Below are 19,246 nucleotides of genomic sequence, written 5' to 3'. Positions count from 1 at the left end.
GATCGCCTGGCTCTGACGCTGCGTCCATGGTGCGCTACCCAGCGAAACCGACGACGAGGAGGAGCTTGATGAGGAGAAAGGTAGCCGCGCTGGTGACCGGCGTGCTGATGGCTGCCGGGTTGTCGATGGTCACCGCGGCCCCCGCGCAGGCGGCCCCGTGCGGTGGCACCTACACGATCGTCGTGGGCGGGTTCAACGACCCGACGTCGAGCATCTTCACCGGCAACGTCAGCCAGCGGGTCGGCTACTCCGCCGCGCTCAGCGGCCAGAGCGCGCGGGAGGGCGTCAACGAACTCAACCGGCTGATCCGCGACCAGCGGCGGCTGTGCCCCTGGCAGCACGCCAAGGCCATCGGGTTCTCCGAGGGCGCCGCGGTCGTGCACATCTGGGTCACCGAGAACTGGCAGACGTTCGGCAACGTGAACGCCGTCCTGATCGCCGACCCCAAACGGGCCGCGGGCCCGGGTGCCGCCGGTCTCGCCGGGCAGTTCTACGCCGGCATCGTCGGCCCACCGCTCGCGGGCGCCGACGCCTTCTTCGGCAACGTGCCGACGGTGACCATCTGCACCGACGACGTGATCTGCGACAGCACGGCGGCTTCCGGCTGGCTCGGGTACCCGCGCAACCACATGAACTACAGCTTCAACGTCGACGACTACTCCGACAACGGCAACGGGCAGTGGTTCAACGGCATCTTCATCCCGCGGTGACGGTGCGCGGCGAGGGGCGCGATCCCGGTGGAACGCGCCCCTCGCCGGTCACGACGACGCCGGAGCGCGGCGGTCCGCGGCGTTCTGGGTCACCCGCTCCACGGCATCGGACAGCGGACCGGCGACGACTCCCGCCGCCGCACCCCACAGAAACGTCGTGACCAGGTCGACGCCGGTGCCCCAGGACTTGTCGATGTACCAGGCGGCCAGCCCGCTCCACACCGCGAGCACAGCGGCCACGAAAAGCAACCAGCGGTCGGTGTTGCGGGTTCGCCGCACTATCTCGTCCGGTGTGGATCCCAGCATCGCCCGGACCCGGTCGAAGACGGCGACGCCGGCGGCGGGGACGGTCGGGACGAGAGTGACGCCGATCGTCCGCACGCGGGAGCCCGTCGACGTGGTCCCGGAGGGTGCGGGGAGCCGCAGGGCGATCCGCCGCGCCTGCTCGAGCGTGCGGTCGAGATCGGCTGCCACCAGGTCCCTGCCCGACGCGGCCTTGCCCAGGGCCTCGATCACCTCGTCCGCGAGAGCGCGGGATTCGGCGAACCAGATCTGCTGCCACGTCCGGTACTCCGGCAGGTCGGCGCGGCGCGCGTCGAGCGCGGCAGCCAACTGCAGGACGGTCGGCAGAAGTGCCAGCGCCGCCTGGGTGGCCTCGGCATCGGCCAGGAACCCCGGCACGGATCGGAGCTCGAGTTCGTTCGTGCCACCGGGGGACAGGAGCTCGTCCGCGTGTTCGAGCAACACGGGCGCGTGGGAAGACGCGTTCGCCCGCTGTTCGTCCACAGTGGTCGACAGACGCTTGAGGACACCCGGCGCACGTGTTCGCCAGGCGGCGATCGCGTCCTCGGCGGCGGTGACGTCCTTGGTGATCGACTCGACGGTGAGCACGTCGTCGTCCGCGGGGTGGGCGAAGAACCCGAGCAGACCCGGATGACGTTTCTGGACGTCGGCCGCTCGCTCGGCCAGCGCGTCGGCTTCCCGCTCGGCGCTCGGCCCGAGCACGTGGCCCACCGGGGGGAAGTCGCGTTTGACGGTGGCGTCGGCCCTGCGGCCTGCCATCGTCACGGCTTTCGCCTTGGTGATGAGCCGGCTGATCGGCCGGCGGTTGATGAGGTAACCGCGCTGGACCAGACCGGCGACGAGACCGAGCAGGGTGATCACCACGGCCCACACCCAGCCCGCGGCGGTGGTCACGGTGATCGTGACGTCCGAGCCGCCCAGCTCGATCGCGCCCGTGTAGGTGCCGTACGCGGGAGGCGGCGCGTCGCTGGTGATCTCCAGTTCCGTCGCGTCGCGGCCGTCGCACCGCGCGGTCGCCGTGGTGCTGTCCGATCCGGACTGGAGCACGACCGGCGCGCTCCAGTCACCGGGGCAGGTGCTTGCCGCGATCGGCACGGACAGCCGCACCGGTCGTTGCGGCACGACCGGCACGTCGACGGGCCCGCTGAGACCCAGCGACCTGGTCGTGACCTCCCCGGTCGGGGAGCCGGCAGCGAAACTGACGGCGGCGTGCCGCGCGGACCCGGCCGGGTCGGTCACGAGCGTGACCACACCGGACGCCTCATCGGGTACGTCGCGCTCGACCGTCAGGGCGACCGGGACGGAACCGTACCCGTCGACCTTGGCGGTGAACGGGCCGTTGCCGCTCTTGCCGCCGACCTCGAACGTCACGGGCCGCCTGGTGCCCGCCCACGCGACCGTGCCGTCCAACGTCACCTCGGCCGCCGTCGCCGAGTGGTTGACCAGCAGGAACTCGCCCGTGCCGTTGACCACCGCGATCTCGCCCGGCTCGATCACCACCTCGGCGCCCTCCGCACCGGCGACCGGCGCCGAGCCGAACAACACGACCGCGGCGGCGACGACACCACCGGCCCGGGACCACCAGGTGCGCATACGCTGCTCCCCGCACTCGTTCATGCACGGGGAGTCGCGGAAACCGGCCCATCCGTAACATCGCGTCACCTCGACGGGCCGGCGTGGGCGGCCGCCAGCGCCGTGGCGCGGTCACGGGTCACCGGCACGGATGGTTGACTGGGGATCATGCTGGTCGGTGCGTACGAGGTCGCGGTGTTCGAGGCGGCCAGGGGGCGGTTGGAGGCGATCGCGTACCGGCTGCTCGGGTCGGCGAGCGACGCCGAGGACGCCGTGCAGGACACGTTCCTGCGCTGGCAGGCCGCCGACCGGTCGGTCATCGAGACGCCCGAGGCGTGGTTGACGAAGGTGCTCACCAACATCTGCCTCAACCGGCTCACCTCGGCGCGGGCCCGGCGTGAGACGTACGTCGGCCAGTGGCTGCCCGAACCGGTGTTCGCCGGGGACCGGATGCTCGGGCCGTCCGACACGGTGGAGCAGCGGGAGTCGGTGTCGATCGCGATGCTCACGGTGATGGAGCGGCTGTCGGCGAAGGAACGGGTCGTGTACGTGCTGCGCGAGGCGTTCGGCTACGCGCACGGCGAGATCGCCGAGGTGTTGGACCTCACCGAGGCGAACTGCCAGCAGATCTACCGGCGTGCCAAGCAGCACCTGGCCGCCGACCGGCGCCGGGTGGCGGTCGACGCCGCCGCGGCCCGCAAGATCGTCGAGGAGTTCCTCGCCGCCGCGCTCAGCGGGAAGACCGACTCACTGGTGCGGATGCTGACCGACGACGCCGTCAGCATCGGCGACGGTGGCGGCGTGGTGTTCTCGGTGCCGCGCCCGATCACCGGCGCGCTGCGGGTGGCGAGGTTCCTGCGCACGCTGTTCACGCCCACCGAGGCCAAGTGGGACATGATCGGCGGGCGCCCCGACCTGTACGCCGAGGTCGTCAACGGTGCGCCCGCGCTGGTGATGGCGGTCGGCGACCGGGTCGCCGGGGTGTTCACGCTCGACGTGACCGTCGACGGCATCGCGGCCGTCCACGCCCAGGCGAACCCCGGCAAGCTCGACCGCGCCACGCGCCGGTGGGCCCTGTCCGGCCACGGCGCACCGCTCACCGGGGACTGGTGACGCGGGTCACAGCTCGCCGCTGTCAGGTTTCGCTCCGCTGCCCGGTTCAGGAGGCACCACACGCCAACCGGACAGGAGCGAGACCATGAAGCACCGCATCGTCGTCCTCGGGGCCGGATACGCCGGGGCCAACGCCGCCGGGCGCCTGGCCAAGCGGCTGCACCCCGCAGGCACCGAGATCACCCTCGTCAACGCCGACGCCGAGTTCGTCGAGCGCGTCCGCATGCACCAGCTCGCGACCGGCCAGGACCTCAAGCCCCGCCCGCTGGCCGACGTCTTCGCGGGCACGGGCGTGCTGGTGCGGCAGGCGCGGGTCACCGGCGTCGACGCAGAACGCAAGACCGTCGACGTCGTCGGCGAGGACGGCCCCGCCGAGATCGCCTACGACACGCTCGTCTACGCCCTCGGCAGCACCGCGGCCGACCACGGCGTTCCCGGCGTCGCCGAGCACGCTCACCACCTCGCGGTCAAGCAGTCCGCGCTGCGGCTGCGCGCACGGCTGGCCGACCTCGCCGCGGGCGCGACCGTGCTCGTCGTCGGCGGTGGCCTCACCGGCATCGAAGCCGTCACCGAGATCGCCGAAGCCCGGCCGGACCTCGACGTCGCGCTGGCGGCCCGCGCCGGGCTCGGCGACTGGCTGAGCGAGAAGGCCCGGCGCCACCTGCGCAAGGCCGTCGACCGGCTCGGCATCACCGTGCACGAGCACACCGCCATCGCGCGCGTCGAACCGGCCGGCGCGGTCACCACCGACGGCCGCGTGCTCCCGGCGCAGGTGACCGTCTGGACGGCGGGCTTCGCCGTCCACCCCATCGCCGCGGCCACGACGCTCGCGGTGTCCGCGACGGGCCAGATCGTCGTCGACGACACCATGCGGTCGGTGTCGCACCCGGACGTGTACGCCGTCGGTGACGCCGCGTGCGCACGGGGCGTGCACGGCACCCCGCTGCGCATGTCCTGCGCCTCGGGCGTCCCCACGGCCCACTTCGCGGCCGACGCCATCGCCGCCCGCCTGACCGGGCGCCCGGTCCCGCCGAACAAGATCGGCTACTCGGGCCAGTGCATCAGCCTGGGCCGCGGCGACGCCATCGTGCAGTGGGTGACCCCCGACGACCAGCCAAAACCGTCCGCGGTCACCGGCAGGACGGCCGCGCGGATCAAGGAGATGATCTGCAAGACCGCGGCCTGGAGCGTCTCCCACCCGACCGCGATGCTCCCGGTCCGCCGCCGCCACGCGATCCCCGCCGAAGACACCGCCGCGGTGTGACACCCGATCGCGGCCGGCCCCAGCAGTTCACCATGACCCGCGGCGACCGGACCCGCCCCCGGCATCCGAAGTGGACGGCCGGGGGCGGGTCCGCGAGCAGCGGTCAGAGGTTGCGCAGCTGGGTGGCGAGCTCGTCCTTGCTCATGGCGGAGGCACCGGAGATCCCGGCGTTGCGTGCCTGCTGCTGGAGCTCCCGGCTGGTCGCCTCGCCGGGCTGGTCGCCGAGGTGCTTGGCGCGGCTCGTCGCGAACGCCGCGCCCAGTTCGGTGCGGCGCCGCTCGTCGAGCCGGTCACGCATCTTCGGCAGCACGGTCGACTCCTCCTCCTGCACGTGGTGGCGGACCGCCTCGCTCAGCTCGCCGAGCAGCCGGTCGTACTCCGGCGACTCCGGGTCCGCCCCGGTGAGCCGGACGAGCATCTCCTCCGCCTGGGCGTGCTCCTGCTGGCTGTGGGCGACCTCCTCGTCCTCGCCGGCCTCCTTCTTGGCGACCGGGTACACCTCGGACTCCTCGGCCCTGCTGTGCGCGGTCAGCATCGCGGCGAGGACCGGGGTCAGGAGCGGGCGCTTGTCCCGGTGCTGCTTGAGCTCGTCGAACAACCGTTCCACCTCGCGGTGGTCCTGCATGATCAGATCCACGACGTCGCCGGTCACGGCAACCTCCCTCGTCGGCTCAACGGGCCCGCTGAATACCCGCGACGTCCGCGTTCATGCCGGGGTGCGAAACCGGGGTGAACCCGGGTTTCGACCGCCGCGACCCGGGTAGCCGGGGGTGCACGAAGATCGCGCGCGGAGGAGCCGGGCATGGGTGTCGGGGAGTGGATCCGGTCGTGGCCGGTCTACCGGCAGCTGACCGGCGCCGACCGGCTCGGGCGGGGCGCCGCCGCGAAGTCCCCGAAGACCACCGCGCGCACCGCGCGGACGGCCACCGCCGATCGCGTCACCGGGTCGGTATGTCCGTTCTGCGCCGTGGGTTGCGCGCAGCACGTGTACGTCCGGGACGAACAGGTCGTGCAGATCGAGGGGAACCCCGACTCGCCGGTGTCGCGGGGGCGGCTGTGCCCGAAGGGCTCGGCGAGCAAGCAGCTCGTCACCGGCCCGCAGCGGGTGGAACACGTCCTCTACCGCGCCCCCTACGCGACCGACTGGCAGCGGATCGACCTGGACACGGCCATGGCGATGGTGGCCGACCGGGTGCTCGAGGCGCGCCGCAAGGGCTGGCAGGACCACGACGAGCACGGCAACCCGCTGCGCCGCACCATGGGCATCGCCGGGCTCGGCGGCGCCACCCTGGACAACGAAGAGAACTACCTCATCAAGAAGCTCTTCACGGCGATGGGCGCGGTGCAGATCGAGAACCAGGCCCGCATTTGACACTCCGCCACGGTTCCCGGTCTGGGAGCCTCCTTCGGTCGCGGTGGCGCGACGGACTACCAGCAGGACCTCGTGAACGCGGACTGCGTCGTGATCATGGGGTCGAACATGGCCGAGGCGCACCCGGTCGGCTTCCAGTGGGTCATGGAGGCCAAGGCACGCGGCGCCGAGGTGATCCACGTCGACCCGCGGTTCACGCGCACGAGCGCGCTCGCCGACCTGCACGTGCCGCTGCGCGCGGGCTCGGACATCGCGTTCCTCGGCGGGGTGATCCGCCACATCCTGGAGAACGACCTGGACTTCCGGGAGTACGTCACCGCCTACACCAACGCGTCGTTCCTGGTCGACGAGCGGTTCGCCGACACGGAGGACCTCGACGGCCTGTTCAGCGGGTACGACCCGGCGAGCGGCTCCTACGACATGGCGACCTGGTACTACGAGAGCCACGCGCCGGACGGCGCGGACGGGTCGCGGCACAAGGAGCAGTCCTCCGCCTACCAGCACGGCTCCGGTGGCCCGGTGCTGGAGACCGGCGCCGCCGAGATCGCCAACGACCCGACGCTGACCCACCCCCGCTGCGTCTTCCAGATCCTGAAGCGGCACTTCGCGAGGTACACGCCGCAGGTCGTCGCCGAGATCTGCGGTGTGCCGGAGGAACGGTTCCTGCGGGTGTGCGAGGCGTGGACGTCGAACTCGGGCCGGGAGCGGACGGCGGCGCTCATCTACAGCGTCGGCTGGACCCAGCACACCACCGGCCCGCAGAACATCCGCGCGGGTGCGATCATCCAGCTGCTGCTCGGCAACATCGGCCGGCCCGGCGGCGGGCTGTACGCGCTGCGCGGGCACGCGAACATCCAGGGCTCGACCGACATCCCGACGCTGTTCAACCTGCTGCCGGGCTACCTGCCGATGCCCGACACGTCGCACGAGTCGCTGGCCACCTACCTCGAGAGCATCCAGGGCACCTGCCAGAAGGGGTTCTGGTACAACGCCGACGCCTACTTCGTGTCCCTGCTGAAGGAGTTCTTCGGCGACAAGGCGACGCCGGAGAACGACTTCTGCTTCGGCCACCTGCCCCGCATCGACGGCGACCACGGCACCTACCGGACCGCCATGGACATGGTCGACGGCAAGGTCTCCGGGTACTTCCTGCTCGGGCAGAACCCGGCGGTCGGCTCGGCGCACGGCAAGCTGCAGCGCCGCGGCATGGCCAACCTGGACTGGCTCGTGGTGCGCGACCTCGCCATGATCGAGAGCGCCACGTTCTGGAAGGACGCACCCGAGGTGGAGACCGGCGAGATCACGCCGGAGACCTGCCGCACCGAGGTGTTCTTCTTCCCGGCGGCCGCGCACGTGGAGAAGGCGGGCACGTTCACCCAGACCCAGCGGATGCTGCAGTGGCGGGACAAGGCCGTCGAACCACGCGGTGACCAGCGCTCCGAGCTGTGGTTCTTCTACCACCTCGGCCGGATGCTCAAGGAGCGGCTGGCCGGGTCGGCCGACGAGCGGGACCGGCCGCTGCAGGACCTCGCGTGGGACTACGCCATGGACGGCGACGAGCCGTCGCCGGCGGACGTGCTGCGGCGCGTCAACGGCATCGACCTGACGACCGGCCGCGCGCTGAACGCCTACACCGAGCTGAAGGCCGACGGCACCACGTCCGCGGGTTGCTGGATCTACACCGGGGTCTACGCGGACGAGGTGAACCAGGCCGCCCGCCGCAAGCCGCACGACGAACAGGGCCCGTACGAACCGGAATGGGGCTGGACGTGGCCCGCGAACCGGCGCGTCCTCTACAACCGCGCGTCCGCCGACCCGGACGGGAAACCGTGGAGCGAGCGGAAGAAGCTCGTCTGGTGGGACGCCGAGCGCGGCGAGTGGACCGGCCACGACGTGCCGGACTTCGAGAAGACCAAGCCACCGGACTACCGCCCGCCCGAGGGCGCGGTCGGGCCGGACGCGATCCACGGCGACGACCCGTTCATCATGCAGGCCGACGGCAAGGCGTGGCTGTTCGCGCCGAGCGGCCTCGCGGACGGCCCCCTGCCGACGCACTACGAGCCGCACGAGTCGCCGGTGCGCAACCGCCTGTACGGCCAGCAGGGCAACCCGGTGCGGAAGGTGTACGGCAGGCCCGACAACCCGGCGAACCCGTCGCCCCCGGAGGCGCACACCGACGTGTTCCCGTACGTGTTCACGGCGGCCCGGCTGACCGAGCACCACACGGCGGGCGGCATGAGCAGGCAGCTGCCGTACCTGGCGGAGTTGCAGCCGGCGCTGTTCGTCGAGGTCTCCCCGGAGCTGGCGGCCGAACGCGGGCTCGCGCACCTGGGCTGGGCGCACGTGGTCACCAGCAGGTCCGCCGTGGACGCGCGCGTGATCGTCACCGACCGGATGGCGCCGCTGCGGCTGGCCGACCGGGTCGTGCACCAGGTGTGGATGCCCTACCACTGGGGGCAGACCGGGCTCGTCCGCGGCGACGTCGTCAACGACCTGATCGGCGTGTTCACCGACCCGAACGTGTTCATCCAGGAGAGCAAGGTGCTGACCTGCGACGTCCGGCCCGGGCGCAGGCCGACCGGGCCCGCGCTGCTCGCCTACCTCGACGACTACCGGCGGCGCGCGGGCGGTGACCAGGAGACCGGGACGCGCATCGCGACGGCGAAGAGCGCCGAGCACACCGAGGAGCCGACATGACGCGCAAGCACAGCTGGTCCGGCCCGCTCGCCGACCCGGCGGCCGACGCGGGCCACACCGACCACCCCGAGCGGGTCGGCTTCTTCACCGACACGTCCGTCTGCATCGGCTGCAAGGCCTGCGAGGTGGCGTGCAAGGAGTGGAACGGCGTCCCGGACGACGGGTTCGACCTGCTCGGCATGTCCTTCGACAACACCGGGATGCTCGGCGCGAACTCGTGGCGGCACGTCGCGTTCGTCGAGCAGCCGAGGCGGCTCGGCGGCCAGGACGCGGGCGTCGGCGGGCTGCCGACCGGGCCGTCGCGGGTCGCGGAGACCACCGACGTGGTCGGCTCGGCGCTGCGGGACGCGCCGCGTGGCGGCGGTGGGCTGGGCACGGAGTCCGTCGACCTCGGGTTCCCGTCGTTCGACCTGCCTGGCGCGGGGACGGGCGAGGAGGGCCGCACCGACTTCCGCTGGCTGATGAGCTCGGACGTGTGCAAGCACTGCACCCACGCAGGCTGCCTGGACGTGTGCCCGACCGGCGCGCTGTTCCGCACCGAGTTCGGGTCGGTCGTGGTGCAGCAGGACATCTGCAACGGCTGCGGCTACTGCGTCTCCGCCTGCCCGTACGGCGTGATCGACCGGCGCGAGGACGACGGCAGGGCCTGGAAGTGCACGCTCTGCTACGACCGCCTCGGCGAGGGCCTGGAACCCGCGTGCGCCAAGGCGTGTCCCACCGACTCCATCCAGTTCGGCCCGCTCGACGAGCTGCGGGAGCGGGCACGGGCGCGGGTCGAGCAGCTCACCGCGGACGGCGTGCCCGAGGCCCGCCTGTACGGTGCGGACCCGGACGACGGGGTCGGCGGCGACGGCGCGTTCTTCCTGCTGCTCGACGACCCCGAGGTGTACGGGCTGCCGCCGGACCCGGTGGTGCCGACCCGCGACGCCGGGTCCATGTGGCGGCACGCGGCCGTGGCGGCCGCCGCGTTCCTCGCCGCGGGTGTCTCGGCGTTCCTCGGAAGGGGCAGGGGATGAAGCGCGGGACCGGGCACCGCGCGGCGCGGAGCGACACCGGCGCGGCGGGCAGGCGGGCGCGCGTGTTCTCCCGCCGCGGCGCGGACGGCGCCCGGGAGCAGGCGGTGGTGCCCAAGGCCGAGTTCCGCACCTACTACGACCGGCCGGTGCTCAAACCGCCGGTGTGGGAGTGGAAGATCCCGGCCTACCTGTTCACCGGCGGGCTCTCCGCGGGCGCTGCCGTGCTCGGCGCGGGCGCCGACCTGACCGGGCGGCCGTCGCTGCGCCGCGCGAGCCGCGCCGGCGCGCTGGGTGCCCTGGGCGTCAGCATGTACCTCCTCGTCGCCGACCTGGGCCGCCCGGAGCGGTTCCTGCACATGCTGCGCGTCGCGAAGCCGACGTCGCCGATGAGTGTGGGCACGTGGCTCCTCGTCGCCTACGGCCCCGGCGCCGGGCTCGCGGGGGTGGCCGAGCTGCTGCCCGCGCGGCTGCGCGGGACGTGGCCCGGGCGGGTGCTGCGGTGGGCGGCGCGGCCGGCCGGGTTGTCGGCCGCGGCCATCGCGCCCGGGGTCGCGTCCTACACGGCGGTGCTGCTGTCCCACACCGCGGTGCCCGCGTGGCACGAGGCGCACCGGCAGCTGCCGTACGTGTTCACCGGGTCGGCGGCCGCGAGCGGCGGCGGGCTGGGCATGCTGTGCGCGCCGGTCGCGGAGGCGGGACCCGCCCGCGTGCTCGCCGCGCTCGGTGCGGCCGCGGAGGTGGTGGCGGCCAAGAAGGTCGACCGGGAGCTGGGGTTCGTCGGCGAGGCGTACACGACGGGACGCGCGCACCGGCTGCGTTCGTGGGCGGAACGGCTGACCGTGGCCGGGGCCGTCGGCGCGCTGACCGTGGCGCGGCGCGGCAGGCTCGGCGCGGTCGCGTCGGGGCTCGCGCTGCTCGCCGGTAGCGCGCTGCAGCGGTTCGGGGTGTTCGAGGCCGGGGTGGCGTCGACGAAGGACCCCCGGTACGTGGTGGTGCCGCAGCGGCAGCGGCTGAACGGGGACTGAGCAGGCGCCGGGCGTCAGCGCAGCGTGCGGGTGCCGTCCCCGTGGCGCCGCGTGACGCCCGCCGAGTCGAGTTTTTCCAGCAGTGGCACGGCGACCCGCCGGGTGGTGCCGAGCGCGCGGCGTGCGTCGCTCACCGTGAACGGCGGCGACAGCGTCGCGAGCACCTCGGCCGCGCGGGCCGGTGCGTCGTGCGCGAGGACGACGGACCCGGTGAGCCGCACGAGCCTGCCCGCCCGTTCCGCGGCGGCCAGCTCCCGGGGACCGAGACCGAGCGCGGCGAGGTCGTCGGAGTCCGGTGCCACGAACGGGGTGTCGGCGAACCGGCGCTCCAGTTCGGACACCGCCCGGGAAACGTGGTCCGGCAACGCGTGCCGCGCACCGGTGCCGATCAGTCCGTTGTGGACGGAGAGGTCGGTGGCGCCGATCGCCGCCAGCAGCACCGGCTCCGGCACGCCGAGGGCCTGGCGGAGCGCGTCGACCGGCATGCCCGCGGCGACCGGGTGGGCGGCCGCCCACGCGGTGACGTGTCCGGCGATCCGGCGCGGCAGCTCCTCGTGCAGCTCCGGGTCGACCAGCCACTCACCACAGTGGACACCGGTCGGCGCCCAGCCGAGCACGCGGAGTCCCGCGGCGCGGACCGTGCCGTGCGCGCGGAGGTGCGCGGCGGCCGGATCGGTGAGGTCGGCCGCCCGCCGCCGGGCGGCGCCGCGCCCGGCGAGCCGAGGCGGGAGCGGGTCCAGCACCTCGGCGCCCGCCGGGATCCGGTGCTCGCCGGGGTCGCGCAGCAGGCCGGTGTCCCCGGCACGCAACGGGAGCGCGGTGCGCAGCGTGAGCCGTGCGGTGTCCGTCCCGAGTGGACGCACGCGGCACGGCACGGCCGCGGCGCCGACGTGCAGCACCAGCTCGCGGTGGAGATCGCCTGCCTCGTCGCCACGCAGCCGCACGTCGACCTCGGTGGTCGTGCGCCACGCCGCCGGGGTCAGCAGGGCGTCGCCGCGCCGGACCTCGTCCCGGTCCACGCCACGCAGGTTCACCGCCACCCGCGCCACCGCGGCCACCGTGTCGTGCGGCTGCCCCAGTGCCTGCAGGCCGCGTACGGTCACCCGCCGCCCGCCCAGCTCCAGCTCGTCGCCCACTCGCAGCGTGCCGGCGGCGAGCGTGCCGGTCACGACCGTCCCGGCGCCCCGGATCGTGAACGCCCGGTCCACCCACAACCGCACGTCCGCGCCGGTGTCCGGGCGGGGCAGCCCGGCGGCCGTGGCCAGCAGCGCCCGGCGCAGCTCCGGGAGGCCCGCGCCGGTGCGTGCGCTGACCGCGACCGCCCGGATGCCGGCGAGGCTGGTGCCCGCGAGCCGGTCGCGGGCCAGTGCGGTGGCGGCCGCCGGGTCGGCGCGGTCGGCCTTGGTGACCACGAGCAGGCCGTGCCGCACGCCGAACGCGTCGAGCGCCGCGAGGTGCTCGCCCGACTGCGCCTGCCAGCCCTCGTCCGCGGCCACGACGAACATGACCGCCGGGACGGGCCCGGTGCCCGCGAGCATGGTGGGCACGAACCGTTCGTGCCCCGGCACGTCGACGAACGCGAGCACCTCGCCCGCGACCGCCGTCCACACGAACCCGAGGTCGACGGTCAGCCCCCGGCGCCGCTCCTCGGCCAGCCGGTCCGGTTCCATCCCGGTCAGCGCGCGCACGAGCGTGGACTTGCCGTGGTCGACGTGCCCCGCGGTGGCGATCACGTGCACCGCGCCACCACCGCCGCCAGCAGGTCGTCGTCCTCGGGCGGCACGGTCCGCAGGTCCAGCAGGCAGCGCCCGCGCTCGACCCGGCCCACGACCGGCGGGTCGGCGGCACGCAGCCGCGCCGCGAAGCTCGCGGGCAGGCTCAGCGCCGCGCTCGGCAGCTCGACGCCGGGCGCGCCACCACCCCCGACGACGGCGGCCGACGCCACGACCGCCACCTCCACCCCCCGGCCGACGAGGTCCGCCGCGAGCCGTTCGGCCCTGGCCCGCACCACCGCGGGGTCGGCGTCGAGTGCCTGCCGCACCGGCGGCGCCGGCCCGCGCAGGGTCGCCTCCAGCGCGGCGAGCGTCAGCTTGTCCACCCGCAGCGCCCGTGCCGCCGGGTGCCTGCGCAGCCGTTCGACCAGCTCCGCGCTGCCCAGCAGCAGCCCGGCCTGCGGGCCGCCGAGCAGCTTGTCGCCGCTGGCCGTCACCAGGGCCGCGCCGTCCCGCAGCGCGCTCGCCGCGTCGGGTTCGTCCGGCAGCAGCGGGTGCGGCCGCAGCAACCCGGAGCCGATGTCGGCGACCACCGGCACGCCCAGCTCCGCCAGCTCGGCGACCGGCGCGCCCGCGGTGAACCCGGTGACGAGGAAGTTCGACGGGTGGACCTTCAGCACGAACCCGGTCTCGGGGCCGATCGCGGCGGCGTAATCGGCGACCGTGGTGCGGTTGGTCGTGCCGACCTCCCGCAGCCGCGCACCGGTCGCGGTGAGCAGGTCGGGGATGCGGAACCCGTCGCCGATCTCCACCAGCTCGCCCCGGCTGAGCACGATCTCCCGCCCCTGCGCCAACGCGAGCGCGCACAGCAGCAGCGCGGCCGCGTTGTTGTTGACCACGTGCACGGCCTCGGCGGCCGGCACGGCGTCGGCCAGCGCGGCCAGCGCGCCCCGGCCCCGGCGGGCCCGCTGCCCGGTGGCGAGGTCGAACTCCACGTCGGTGCCGGCGCCCGCGGCACGCACCGCGTCGAGCGCGGCCCGTGACAGCGGCGCGCGGCCGAGGTTGGTGTGCACGACGACACCGGTCGCGTTGACCACCGGCCGCAGCGACGACGCCGTGGCAGGCAGGTCCGCCAGCACCTCGTCGACCACCGCGGCCGGGTCGAGGTCACCGCTCCTGACCCGCTGCTGCGCGGCGGTCACCGCGTCCTTCACGAGCGCGGGGCCGAGCGTGCGTGCCGCCCGCGCGATGCGCGGTTCGGCGAGCAGCACGTCGGTGCGGGGGACGAGCCTGCGGGGATCAGGCATCGCCCGTCCCGCGGCGGAGGCGAACGGGAATCGAACCCGCCAGCGACAGCGCGTGCCGCTCAACGGTTTTGAAGACCGCGCCGGTCACCAGGCCGGAAGCGCCTCCCCGGGACATGTGGTCATCCTCGCAGAGCGGCTCCCGGCACGCACCGCCAGGATGGTGCCCATGGCCTACCGACTCACCCAGTACGCGCACGGCGGCGGCTGCGCGTGCAAGATCCCGCCCGGCGAGCTGGAGGCGGTGGTGCGCGGCCTGCGTCCCGCGCGGCCGGCCGACGACCTGCTGGTGGGCCTCGACGACGGCGACGACGCGGCCGCCGTGCGCATCGACGGCGACCGCGCGCTCATCGCCACCACCGACTTCTTCACCCCGGTCGTGGACGACGCCTACGACTGGGGCCGGATCGCCGCCGTGAACGCGCTGTCCGACGTCTACGCCATGGGCGGCACCCCGGTGGTCGCGCTGAACCTGCTGGCGTGGCCGAGGGAGACGCTGCCGTTCGAGCTGGCGGCCGAGGTGCTGCGCGGCGGCATGGACGTGTGCGCCGCGGCGGGCTGCCACCTCGCGGGCGGGCACAGCGTGGACGACCCGGAACCGAAGTACGGCCTCGCCGTCACCGGCATGGCCCACCCGGACCGCCTGCTGCGCAACGACGCGGGCCGTGCCGGCATGCCGCTGTCGATCACCAAACCGCTCGGGCTCGGCGTGCTCAACGCCCGCCACAAGGCCACGGGGGAGCGGTTCGAGGAGGCGATCGACGTGATGACCACGCTCAACGCGACCGCGTCCGCCGCCGCGGTCGCCGCGGGCATCACGTGCGCCACCGACGTCACCGGCTTCGGCCTGCTCGGCCACCTGCACAAGCTGGCGCGCGCGAGCGGGGTCACCGCGGTGCTCGACGCGGCGGCCGTGCCGTTCCTCGACGGCGCGCACGAGGCCCTGCGCGACGGCTTCGTCCCCGGCGGCTCCCGCCGCAACCTCGACTGGGTCCGCCCGCACCTCGACGCGGGCGGCGTGGACGAGGACACCGCGCTGCTCCTCGCCGACGCGCAGACCTCCGGCGGGCTGCTGCTGGCGGGGGAGATCTCGGGCGCCCCGGTGATCGGCGAGCTCGTGCCCCGCACCGGCACCACCACGATCGTCGTGCGCTGACGAAGGGGTCCCGCAGCACCCCAGGCCCGCCCACACGAGCGGACCGTTTCCGCGCGCGCCGGGATTGTCGGTGTCCCGTGGGACGATGGAAACCGGGGGCCGGAGGCCGGGCCCCTCATCGGGTCGCGCCCGGGGCCGGTGGCAGGGACAGGTCCGCCGACGTCGCCCGCCCGGGCGTCCCCGCGGGCGACCGCACGGTCGCGTGTGCGATGACCCCGCGGCGCACGAGCACCTCCTTGTGGATGGCCCACGCGACCCCCTGCTGCAACCCGCACAGGATCAGCGGCAGCAGCCTGGTGAACGCCGCCCGCGTACTCCGCCAGGCAGAACTGCGCGTTCTGCCCGCCCAGCACCGCGAACTCCGGATCCGCCACCGCGTCCACCACGGCCGCGACCTTCGGGGCGGTCGGCGGCGCCTCCACATCACCGACGTCATGCCCGGGTCAGCCCTCGTCCTCCACGGTGAGCAGGTTGTTCTCCCGGACGGCCGCGATCGACAGGGTCTTGTAGCCGTTCTCGTCGAACAGCACGGTCATCCGGTCCGGTTCGGTGGAGATCACCACGCCGTGCCCCCACTCCGCGTGGTGCACCGAGCTGTCGCGGGGGAACTCGCCGGACGCGGGCCGCAGGGGCTTCGCGGTCCCGGCCTCGCAGGTGTCGCAGTTGCCGCACGGCTCGTCGAGCTCCTCCCCGAAGTAGCCGAGGAGGTACTGGCGGCGGCAGCCGGTCGTCTCGGCGTAGCCCCGCAGCATGTCCAGGCGGGACCGCACGAGCCGGTGGTGGTGCTCCGCCGACTCCAGGGCCGCCTCGGTCGCCTGCTCCGGCGTCCGCCGCGGATCGGCGTAGGTGAGCCGTCCTTCGGTGTCGGCGGTGAGCACGTCCGCCTGTTCCAGGAGGTTGATCGCGCGGGTGCGCCGTGCCGGGACGGCGTCCACCCGGTCGGCGAGGTCGGCGGGCCGCACCGGTTCGCCCGCCTCCCGCACGGCCCGCGCGACGGCTTCGACGGTGTCCCGCGGTGGCTTGCCGCCGGTGAGGAAGTTCTGCAGCGCCAGGTCCTCCGGCCGGTAGAACAGCGTCGCGGTCGCGGGTGCGCCGTCCCGGCCCGCCCGGCCGATCTGCTGGTAGTAAGAGTCGAGCGAGTCCTGCACCGACGCGTGCACGACGAACCGCACGTCCGGCTTGTCGATGCCCATGCCGAACGCCGAGGTCGCCACCACCACGTCGAGTTCGTCGGCGAGGAAGCTCTGGTGCACGCGGTCGCGTTCGCCCGCGGCGAGGCCCGCGTGGTAGACGGCCACGCGCACCCCCGGCCCGGCCAGCTCCTCGGCGTACCGCTCCGCGTCCCGGCGGCTCGCCGTGTAGACGAGGCCGCGCCGGGTCTCCGGGTCGGCGGTCAGCGCGACGATCCGGGCGACGACGGCCGAACGCTTGCCCGCGTCGTCGGTGCACCGCTCGACGGCGAGGTGGAGGTTGGGCCGGTCGAAGCTCGTGACCACCTCCCGGTGGTCGCGCAGCCCGAGGCGGTCGGCGATGTCGCGGCGCACCGGCAGCGAGGCGGTGGCGGTGAGCGCGACGACGGGCGGGTGCCCGAGCTGTTCGACCACCGGGGCGAGGCGCAGGTAGTCGGGCCGGAAGTCGTGGCCCCACGCCGACACGCAGTGCGCCTCGTCGACGACGAACAGGGAGACGCCGAGGCCGGCCAGGTCGGCGACGAGGTCGTCGCCGGCGAGCTGCTCGGGGGACAGGAAGACGTACTCCGCGCGGCCGTCGCGGAGGGTCTCCCACGCCGCGCGGCGTTCCGCAGCGCTCTGCGTCGAGTTCAGCGCGACCGCGTCCGGCGCGCGGCTCTCCTCGATGCCGTCGATCTGGTCGTGCTGCAGGGCGATCAGCGGGGAGACCACGACCGTCGGGCCGGGGAGGAGCACCGCGGGCACCTGGTAGATCGCGGACTTGCCCGCCCCGGTCGGCAGCACGGCCAGCACGTCGTGGCCCGCCAGGACGTGCTCCATCGCCTCGACCTGTTCGTCCCGCAGGCGCGCCCAGCCGAACCGTTCCTCGGCGACACGCCGGATGTCGTCGTTGCGCGGCACCCCCGTCACCGCGCCGCCGCCAGGGACAGGCTCTCGCCGCGCTGCAGCAGCCGGACCTCGGTCGCGGGTTCGCGGTCCCGCACCTCGGCGAGGAAGTTCGACACCGGCGAGGCGAACACGCCGTAGTCGTCGTGGTGGATGGGCACGACGCGGTCCGGGCGGAGCAACTCCACCGCGTCCGCGCCCTGCTTGTGGTCCATGGACAGCAGCACACCCAGCACCCGGGTCCCGCCGAGGTGCAGCAGCGCCACGTCGAGCCGGGGGAAGCGGTCGCGGATCAGCGCCAGGTCCCGGTGGTACACGGTGTCGCCGGAGACGTAGACCCGCAGCGGCGTGGCGCCGGGCCCGGCCTGGTACTCGAGCACGTTGCCGTTCACCGCCGGGAGGACCACGTTCAGCGGGCCCGCTGTGTGCCGGGCGGGCACCGCGGTCACCCGCAGGGTCGCGTCCCCGTCGGTGAACGTCTCCGTGCCCCACGTCCGCAACGCCGCGCAGGAGCGGAACCCGCCGCGCGTCAGGCTTTTCGCCGCGTGCGCGGTGGTGACGATCGGCAGGTCCCGGTCCAGCTCACGCCGCGCGACCCGGTCGAAGTGGTCGCCGTGCAGGTGGGACAACACGACCGCGGTCAACGGCGGCAGGTCGGCAGGCTGCGCGGCGGGCTCCGTGCGCCGCCGCGAGAACAACCCCTGGCCGAAGTACGACCACTGCCCCTGGTGCAGGAAGTTCGGGTCGGTCAGCACGGTGAACCCGCCCAGCCTGACCAGCGTGGTGGCGGTCCCGATGAAGGACACCGAGTCACCGGTGGTGTTCAGTCGCATGCCCCGGTGTACCCACCGGCGTGGGCGGTACACGACCGGCCGCACACGGGCCGCGTTCAGCCAAGCGCTGTGGACACCGTCGGGAGGACATCGGCGATGTTGCGGTGGTGGACGTGCGCGGCGTGCTCGGTGACGAAATCGCGGAGCGGGATGGCACGGGTGCCGTAGCGGTTGTGAAAGCGGGCGCGGAGGTGGTGGGAGGCCCGGGACAGCAGATCGCTGACGGAGCTGGTGCTTGTCCGGAGGAACCGGGTCGGCTCAGTGCCGGCTACCCAGAGTTCAGGGCGGCGGCCGGACTGGTCGAGGGCGAGGTGGACGAGGTCGGCGGTCAGAGTGCGTTTGCGCATCATGTCGCCGCCGGACCAGAGCGCGACCTTGAACTCGGCGACTCGGCGGTTCGTTTCCAGGTCGAAGGGGCGGGTCTTGTCGTTGCCGGGGCCGAGCGAGGGCCGGTTCGAGATGACTTCGCCTGGTTCGAGGATCTTGGGGAGCACGAGGGCGATGACGGTCGCGTGGATGACGTCGCTGACCCGGCCGACGTCACGGCGCACGATCAGTGCGGCGGTGAGTAGTTCCTCGGTGAGCCCGGCGGCGCGGGTCACGGCAGGCGCGGTGGAGCTGTCGGTCTCGACCAGGTCGCGTTCGAGGCGGTCGACGCCCGTGGTGAACGGGGCGTGGCGCAGGAACGCGACCAGCGCCGCGAACGCTTCCCCGGCTTGCTCGATGCTGACCGCCGAACTCGGTGCAGGCGGGTTCGACGGCCGCGGCTCCAGGCGGCCGTGTGCCCGGTCCGGAACGTTGCTGGTCGGGAAGCCGAGCTTGGCGAACTGGGCGCGTGCCATGTGCGAGGTGAAAGTCGCGCGACTCACTCCAAGCACAGCCTCGAGGGCCTGCTTCACCGGGAAACGCACGCCGCCGACCTCGACCCAGTGAACCTGTACAGGTTCCGGTTCTCGACCCAGCAATCGGCCGGTCACCGTATCGGCGTCGACCTCGAAATGATCGCCATTCAACGTCAATCGCACTGACCCCAACACCTCTCCGTGGATCCTCGGCCCACGAGGGGAATCGGCATCGACTCGATCTCGTTTCAC

The 19,246-nt window shown here is 73.6% G+C and carries 15 protein-coding genes and 1 tRNA gene; 7 read left to right on the top strand and 9 right to left on the bottom strand.

Features of this window, described 5'->3' with window-relative positions:
• Positions 1–68 precede the first annotated feature (68 nt).
• The gene (locus tag ACYQ77_RS41050; protein ID WP_459722301.1) at positions 69–710 is read left to right on the top strand and encodes a cutinase family protein; all 642 of its coding nucleotides are present in this window, start codon (positions 69–71) and stop codon (positions 708–710) included.
• A gap of 48 nt (positions 711–758) precedes the next feature.
• Here the strand turns inward: ACYQ77_RS41050 and ACYQ77_RS41045 are convergent, their stop codons facing one another.
• Positions 759–2,606, bottom strand: a complete 1,848-nt coding sequence (locus tag ACYQ77_RS41045; protein ID WP_459722298.1) for a hypothetical protein — start codon at positions 2,604–2,606, stop codon at positions 759–761.
• Positions 2,607–2,753: 147 nt separating this feature from the next.
• On the opposite strand from ACYQ77_RS41045, the gene ACYQ77_RS41040 reads away from it, so the two are divergent.
• Both ACYQ77_RS41040 and ACYQ77_RS41035 read left to right on the top strand, forming a co-directional pair.
• A complete protein-coding gene (locus tag ACYQ77_RS41040) occupies positions 2,754–3,698 on the top strand; it encodes an RNA polymerase sigma-70 factor (protein ID WP_459722296.1) in 945 nt (314 codons plus the stop codon).
• Between the two features lie 85 nt (positions 3,699–3,783).
• Entirely contained in the window at positions 3,784–4,962 is a 1,179-nt protein-coding gene (locus tag ACYQ77_RS41035) for an NAD(P)/FAD-dependent oxidoreductase (RefSeq protein WP_459722293.1), read from the top strand.
• 103 nt (positions 4,963–5,065) lie between these two features.
• On the opposite strand, the gene ACYQ77_RS41030 is transcribed toward ACYQ77_RS41035, so the two are convergent.
• Positions 5,066–5,614 (bottom strand): hemerythrin domain-containing protein, encoded by a 549-nt coding sequence (locus ACYQ77_RS41030; RefSeq protein WP_459722291.1) that lies wholly within the window; start codon positions 5,612–5,614, stop codon positions 5,066–5,068.
• A 150-nt stretch (positions 5,615–5,764) separates the two neighbouring features.
• Between ACYQ77_RS41030 and fdh the strand changes: the two genes are divergently transcribed.
• The 3 genes from fdh to nrfD are packed head-to-tail and all read left to right on the top strand — an operon-like array spanning position 5,765 to position 11,072.
• Complete coding sequence (gene fdh / locus ACYQ77_RS41025; RefSeq protein ID WP_459722288.1) at positions 5,765–9,031, top strand: formate dehydrogenase; 3,267 nt, start codon at positions 5,765–5,767, stop codon at positions 9,029–9,031.
• Positions 9,028–10,047, top strand: a complete 1,020-nt coding sequence (locus tag ACYQ77_RS41020) for a 4Fe-4S dicluster domain-containing protein (protein WP_459722285.1) — start codon at positions 9,028–9,030, stop codon at positions 10,045–10,047. Before fdh ends, ACYQ77_RS41020 begins: the two co-directional genes overlap by 4 nt.
• Complete coding sequence (nrfD, locus tag ACYQ77_RS41015) at positions 10,044–11,072, top strand: NrfD/PsrC family molybdoenzyme membrane anchor subunit (protein ID WP_459722283.1); 1,029 nt, start codon at positions 10,044–10,046, stop codon at positions 11,070–11,072. Before ACYQ77_RS41020 ends, nrfD begins: the two co-directional genes overlap by 4 nt.
• 14 nt (positions 11,073–11,086) lie before the next feature.
• Here the strand turns inward: nrfD and selB are convergent, their stop codons facing one another.
• The 3 genes from selB to ACYQ77_RS41000 form a co-directional block, all read right to left on the bottom strand.
• A complete protein-coding gene (selB, locus tag ACYQ77_RS41010) occupies positions 11,087–12,811 on the bottom strand; it encodes a selenocysteine-specific translation elongation factor (protein ID WP_459722280.1) in 1,725 nt (574 codons plus the stop codon).
• The gene (gene selA, locus ACYQ77_RS41005; RefSeq protein ID WP_459722277.1) at positions 12,802–14,091 is read right to left on the bottom strand and encodes an L-seryl-tRNA(Sec) selenium transferase; all 1,290 of its coding nucleotides are present in this window, start codon (positions 14,089–14,091) and stop codon (positions 12,802–12,804) included. Before selA ends, selB begins: the two co-directional genes overlap by 10 nt.
• A gap of 14 nt (positions 14,092–14,105) precedes the next feature.
• Positions 14,106–14,197, bottom strand: a tRNA-Sec gene (locus ACYQ77_RS41000).
• Between the two features lie 60 nt (positions 14,198–14,257).
• On the opposite strand from ACYQ77_RS41000, the gene selD reads away from it, so the two are divergent.
• On the top strand, positions 14,258–15,244 hold the full coding sequence (gene selD, locus ACYQ77_RS40995) for a selenide, water dikinase SelD (protein ID WP_459722275.1): 987 nt from the start codon (positions 14,258–14,260) through the stop codon (positions 15,242–15,244).
• Positions 15,245–15,359: 115 nt separating this feature from the next.
• Here the strand turns inward: selD and ACYQ77_RS40990 are convergent, their stop codons facing one another.
• The 4 genes from ACYQ77_RS40990 to ACYQ77_RS40975 all read right to left on the bottom strand — a co-directional run bounded on the left by ACYQ77_RS40990 (position 15,360) and on the right by ACYQ77_RS40975 (position 19,177).
• A complete protein-coding gene (locus tag ACYQ77_RS40990; RefSeq protein ID WP_459722272.1) occupies positions 15,360–15,512 on the bottom strand; it encodes a hypothetical protein in 153 nt (50 codons plus the stop codon).
• 175 nt (positions 15,513–15,687) lie between these two features.
• Positions 15,688–17,334, bottom strand: a complete 1,647-nt coding sequence (locus ACYQ77_RS40985) for a RecQ family ATP-dependent DNA helicase (protein ID WP_459722270.1) — start codon at positions 17,332–17,334, stop codon at positions 15,688–15,690.
• 5 nt (positions 17,335–17,339) lie between these two features.
• Positions 17,340–18,152 (bottom strand): MBL fold metallo-hydrolase, encoded by an 813-nt coding sequence (locus ACYQ77_RS40980; RefSeq protein ID WP_459722268.1) that lies wholly within the window; start codon positions 18,150–18,152, stop codon positions 17,340–17,342.
• A gap of 56 nt (positions 18,153–18,208) precedes the next feature.
• Positions 18,209–19,177, bottom strand: a complete 969-nt coding sequence (locus ACYQ77_RS40975) for a hypothetical protein (protein WP_459722265.1) — start codon at positions 19,175–19,177, stop codon at positions 18,209–18,211.
• Positions 19,178–19,246: the final 69 nt, after the last annotated feature.

Source organism: Actinophytocola sp. KF-1, from assembly GCF_054661535.1.
This window is presented reverse-complemented; position numbering and strand designations above follow the sequence as displayed.